Annotated in this window: 1 protein-coding gene; it reads left to right on the top strand. The window is 68.2% G+C overall.

The window, feature by feature from the left end; all coding sequences use genetic code 11:
- Positions 1 to 365: 365 nt before the first annotated feature.
- Positions 366 to 5,315 carry an AAA family ATPase gene (locus B4N44_RS11380; RefSeq protein WP_296700852.1) on the top strand — a complete coding sequence of 1,650 codons (4,950 nt, stop codon included), beginning with the start codon at positions 366 to 368 and terminating at the stop codon, positions 5,313 to 5,315.
- The last annotated feature ends 308 nt before the right edge of the window (positions 5,316 to 5,623 follow it).

A 5,623-nucleotide genomic window follows, 5' to 3' on the forward strand; every position in this document is an offset into this window, starting at 1 on the left:
ACGCATCAGTTTCGGTCACACCCTGAAACAGCTGAACCTGGATCCGGCAGTTGACCGCTGCGTGCTTCATGCAAGGTCTTGATGGCCTTGACGATCGTGCTCGTCTGACGGCTCACCGGCCGGGTGAAGGCCGCTACGACCCCTGGAGCACGCCCCGCGCGGCGCCCGACTGCGTTGCAACGCGTTGGCGTAGAACCACTACGCCGCCTCGTCGCGCCTTGCCGGACACCACGCGCGACGCACTCGATGGGCCGTTCAACTGCCGGATCTAGGTTGAACGCGCCAACGGCGGGCAGCCATCTCGGTTCCGAAAAATCCACCCGCCCCGAGTTATAGTTGCGGCATGTCCGTTCCCGATCACCCTCATGACTGAGCACAAGGTCCGAATCTTCGTCTCCTCGCCGTCCGATCTGGAGCACGAGCGTGCCCTGGTGAAGGATGTGATCGAGGCGTTGGCCCAGGAATATCTCCCCTATTTCAGCCTCCAGGCGGTTCTCTGGGAGGAGGAGGCGCTGACGGCGGCGCAGAGTTTTCAGGCCGGACTCCTGCGCCCTTCGGAATGCGAGATCGTGCTCGTCATGCTCTGGACGCGGCTCGGCACCCCGCTCGCGGAGGATCCCTACGAGGGCATGACCGGGACCGAGTGGGAGTTCGTCGACGCGGTGCGCGAATCGGCCCGCACGGGTACCCCCGAGGTCTTGGTCTACAAAAAGACCGCGCCGCGCATGGTGGACGTCAACAATGCCGAGGCGACCCGCGAGGCGCTCGCCGACCGACATCGACTCGAAGAGTTCTTTCGCACCCACTTCTTCAACCCGGACGGCAGTTTCAGGCGCGCCTTCAGACAGTTCGGCAACGACCGCAGCTTCCGCGAGCTGCTCGAGACGCAACTGCGCAAGCTCCTGAACCGACGCATCAGTGCGGAGCGACGCCTGGCCTCCGATGCCGCCGACTGGCGCGGGAGTCCCTTCCGTGCCGGTGCGCCGTTCGAGGTGGTCGACGACCGCGTCTTTACGGGTCGCGAGACCGAGACGCGCGAGCTGGTGACACGCCTGGAGACGCTGCAAGGTTCCGGGCGCGGACTGCTCTTGTTGAGCGGTCCGAGCGGGGTGGGCAAGAGCTCGCTGATCCGCGCCGGGCTGCTGCCGCGTCTGATCCGGCCCTTTCTCTTCCCGGGCATTGCCGGCTGCCGCTGGGGTTTCGTGGATCTGGATGATCGCGATCCGATCGAGGCCCTGGCCGTCGCCCTCGCCGCGCCCGGTTTGCTGGGGCCGGCGCTGGATGCCTTCGGTCTCGATGTCGCTCGCTTGACGCGATTGCTGGTCAGCGAGCCGGAGGTCGCCGCCGATCAGCTTCTGGCCGCGCTCGCGCAGCTGGCCGATGACCCGGCGAGCAGAAGTGACGGAGCCAACGGGCGTTTGCAGCTCGCGATCATCGTCGATCCACTCGATCGCCTGTTTACGGAGTCGATGCGGGGAGCGTCCCGAACCCGGTCTTTCTTCAAGGCGCTGGTCCTGCTTGCTGCCCGCGATGACGTCTGGGTGATCTCCTCGCTGCGCAGCGACTACCTGCGCCACCTCGGCGAGCTGCCCGAGCTCGCGGCGCTCCTGGACGAGCAGAGCTGGTTTCGCCTGGAGCCACCGCCCGCGGCGCGGATCAGACAGGTCATCGAGATCCCCGCGCGCGTTGCCGGCATCGAATACGAGGGAATGGCCGGCGGCGGACGCGGCCTGGTCGAGGCGCTGGAATCAGAGGCGAGCCTGCTCGAGCACTGGCCGGCCGTACTCGAGCCCTTGCTGGACGAGCTCTACGGACGCGCGCGAGACGGCTCCGGCACTGGGGAATCCACCCGGAATCCGCCCCTGACACTCGCCGATTATCGCCGTGTCGGCGGACTCTCCGGCTCTCTGCTGCGCCGTGCGGACGCACTCTGGGAGGCTTTGGATCCCGAGACCCGGGACGCCCTGCCTGTGCTCTGCCGCAGCCTGATCGCGCTCGAGGGCGGAGGCACGTCGGCGCTTGGCGCACGCCGTGGCGACCTGCTTACCCTGACCCGCCATCCGGCGGTCGGCAGGCTCGTGGAGTCGCTCATCGAGGCTCGCTTGCTGGTTGCCGAGGGCGTGGCGGATCCCTCGGCGCGACTCGGTTGCACGCAGGAGGCGCCGCGCCTCATGGACGATCTGCGCCGCATCATGATCCAGACCGGGGAGGAGTGGCGCGAGCGGCTGCGCAGCAGGCGCGGCATCGTCGGACGCGATGTGTCGGTGCCGTCGGACGGCGTTTTCGAGGTCGCCCCCGATCCCGCCATCACGTCTGCGGAGGTGGAGCGCGGCGAGGATCCCGACGCGGTGCCTGTCCTGCACTGGGAGGACTACCGTGCGCTCGCGAGCTTCATCCATCCGGCCCTCTTCGAGCGGTGGTCCCCGATCCGCGATTGGGTTGCGGACCCGAGCAACCGACGCGATCTGATCCTGCGCTATCAGATCTCCCGCCAAGCACGTCTGTGGAGGCGCACCGACTGCAATCGCGAATATCTGCTCGGAGAGGCCGGCTATGCCGCGGCGCGGCGCTTCGCGGATGCCTACGGCGAGGAGCTCGAGCCCTTGGAGCAGGAGCTTCTCGAGCACTCGCATCAGCACCTGGTACTGCAGCGGCGGCGCAACCGGTGGGCTCGGCTCCTCGGCCTGACCCTGGCTGCACTCCTGGTCCTTGCCACCGGGGCGGCCTTTTGGGCTTGGGACGCCTCGCGCGAGGCCACCCTGAATCTTCAGCGCAGCCTGCTCAAGGCGGCGGATCTGGCCGTGCGGCAGGGCAACACGCCCGAGGCGGTGCGACTCGCGCTGAATGCCGGTCCCTATCTGCCCGAGGCAGCGACCGATACGCTGAGTCGTGCCTTCACCACGAACCGCATGATCGCGATGGTCCACTCCGAGGTCATGGCGGGCGACCAGCCGCTGCCTCCGGCGTTTCGAGACGACGGCGAGCGCCTGGTCACTCAATCGCGGGGTGACGGTGCGCAGCTTTGGGCACTGCGCGGGCTGAGCTACCAGCCCGAGGCGCGCCTGTTCGGTCCCCGGACGCCGATCCATTCGGTCCGTTTCATCGGCAGCGCAGAGCCGCAGACCATCCTGGGGATCGGCGAGGCCGGGGTTTGGCGGCTCCCGGCCGAGCCCGGTCGGCCGCCCGACTGGAGTTGCGGCGCGCGCTCGGACAGTCCGATTGCGCTGGATCGCGATGGCCGCTTTCTCGCCATCTCACACGCTGCGCCGCAGGACCGCTATGCCGTCTGTCTCCTGGATCTGGGCCGTCCCGGGGCACCGCTCTGGGACGTGCCCGTGCACGCGAGCGAGGTGCGCAGCATCGCCTTTGCGCCTGACGGGGAGCTGCTCGTCACCGCCTCGCGCGACGGCACCGCGCGTGTGCTCGAGACCCGCACGGGCACCGAACGGGTGGTCCTGCCGACCGGCGGCTCGCTCGGCCGGCCGGCCAACGATGCACGATTCGACCCGGCGGGTCGGCGGATCTCCGTGGCCTCCGCGGACGAGCGGATCCGCGTCTACGACCTCGACGGCAGCGAGCTTGCCGAGCTCGGTGTGATCGAGCGTGACGGCCGACGGATTCGCATCCACAAGTCCGCGGTGCGCGAGGCGGTGTTCTCGCCCGGCGGACAGTACTTGATCGCCGGAGACGACGCGGGACAGGTGGTACGCTGGGATCTCGAGAGTCGCAATGCCGAGGTCCTCGGGCATCACGACCTGAGCGTGGAGCACGTACGGGTGTCGCCGGGCATGGACGACGAGGATCGCGAGCCACTCGTGCTCAGCGCCTCGCTCGACAAGACAGCACGCCTCTGGGGTCTGCTCTCCGGCAAGGAGGTGGCGGTCTTCAGTCATGACGCGGCGGTCACGGATGCCCGCTTCAGCTCCGACGGCCGTCGGGTCCTGAGCTACTCGGATCCGGACGGCTCGGCGCGACTCTGGTCGGTCAAACCGACCGAGACACTGGCCTTCCATCTCCCCAGCGTCGATCACGTCTGGCATCTTGCGATGGCCGAGACGCCTGCCGCAGCCACGGGATCGCCGGATGCAGGGACCACGGAGTCAGGGTCGGGGTCGGTCATGCTCGCCACCGCCGCCTTCGACGGAAGGGTCGAGGTCTGGCAGTACGATCGTCGCGACGATGCGCCCCCGCCGGTGCGCATCCGGACCCTGAGGGGTCACGAGGGGCGCGTGCGTCGGGTCGCCTTCTCGCCCTCGGCGGACCGGCTGGCAAGCGCGGGTCACGACGGCACTGCCCGGGTCTGGAATCTGAGCAGCGGCGGTGGCTGTCGCCTGGAGGTCTCCGCCGACGGTTCACCCTGCAGCCCGGATAGCGGGCGCAGCTGTCCGAGCGTCCATCAGGCCTTGTTCGCCCCCGACGGACGCTGGCTTATCACGACATCGAGCGATCTCGCCGAGCCGGTACGCTTCTGGGATACGCTCGCCTGCGCCCCGCTCGACGGTGCTCCCGGGTGGGGCGAGGGCGGAAGCGCGGTTCAGGCCGCAGCGGTCTCCGAGGGCCTGGATGGAACAACACTGGTCGCGACCGGCGACGACGGCGGCGGTGTCCGGATCATGCGGGTGGACAGCACCGGCGGCTGGGCACCGGTGTGCGCGGCACAATGGCATACGAAAGTGGTGACGGACGTCGCCTTCTCCCGGAACGGTCGCTGGCTCGCGACCTCCAGCGAGGACGGCAGTGCCGCCTTGGTGGGGCTGACCGACGGCGGCTGCGCGTCTCCCCGATATCTGGAGCCCCAGGCCGGCATCCTCTACAGCGTCGCGTTTGCACCGGAAAGTCAGGCGCTCGTCACCGCGTCATTGAACGCGAAGGCACAGGTTTGGGCCTTGGACGGCTCCCTGCTCGCAAATCTCGTCGGGCACAAGGATCGGATCTACGCCGCCAAATTCAGTCCGGACGGACGCTGGATCCTGACCGCCTCGCGTGACGGCGCGGTGCGTATTTGGATGCGTCCCACGCGTCCGAGCCCGCTGCCGGAGGAATCCTTTCTGACCCTCGATGGCGACCTCGGCGGCGTTGCCTACGCAGACTTCAGCCCCGACGGACATACCATCGGCGCCGCCTACTGGGAGAACGCCACCCTGCTTTGGCGTCTCTGGACGGAAGAGGTCAAGCCCGAGCGTCGCCTCGAGACGATTTGGGGCCGGGACCGCGCGCGCCTTGCCCTGATCCGCGAGGCCGCGCGCTTCAAGGCGGAGAACCGACTCGACCGACGCGAGCTCGAGATCTCGGATGCGGTACCTTCGATCGAGTAGGCACGGCGCTCGGACGCGGCGCGATCGAGCGGAGTCGGTTCAACCTCGATCCGGCAGTTGACCGCTGCGTGCTTCATGCAAGGTCTCGACGGCCTAGACGATCGTGCTCGTCTGACGGCTCACCGGCAGGTTGAAGGCCGCTACAACCCCTGGAGCACGCCCCGCGCGGCGCCCGACTGCGTTGCAACGCGTTGGCGTAGAACCACTACGCCGCCTCGTCGCGCCTTGCCGGACACCGCGCGGGACGCACTCCAGGGGCCGTTCAACTGCCGGATCTAGGTTCAACCTAAAAAGAGCAGTTACACCTT

The organism is Thiocapsa sp. UBA6158 (genome assembly GCF_002423035.1).
Classification (GTDB): Bacteria; Pseudomonadota; Gammaproteobacteria; order Chromatiales; family Chromatiaceae; genus Thiocapsa.

Coding starts and splice junctions, on each gene's coding strand:
- B4N44_RS11380 (WP_296700852.1), top strand. CDS start 366: ATGACTGAGCACAAGGTCCGAATCTTCGTCTCCTCGCCGTCCGATCTG.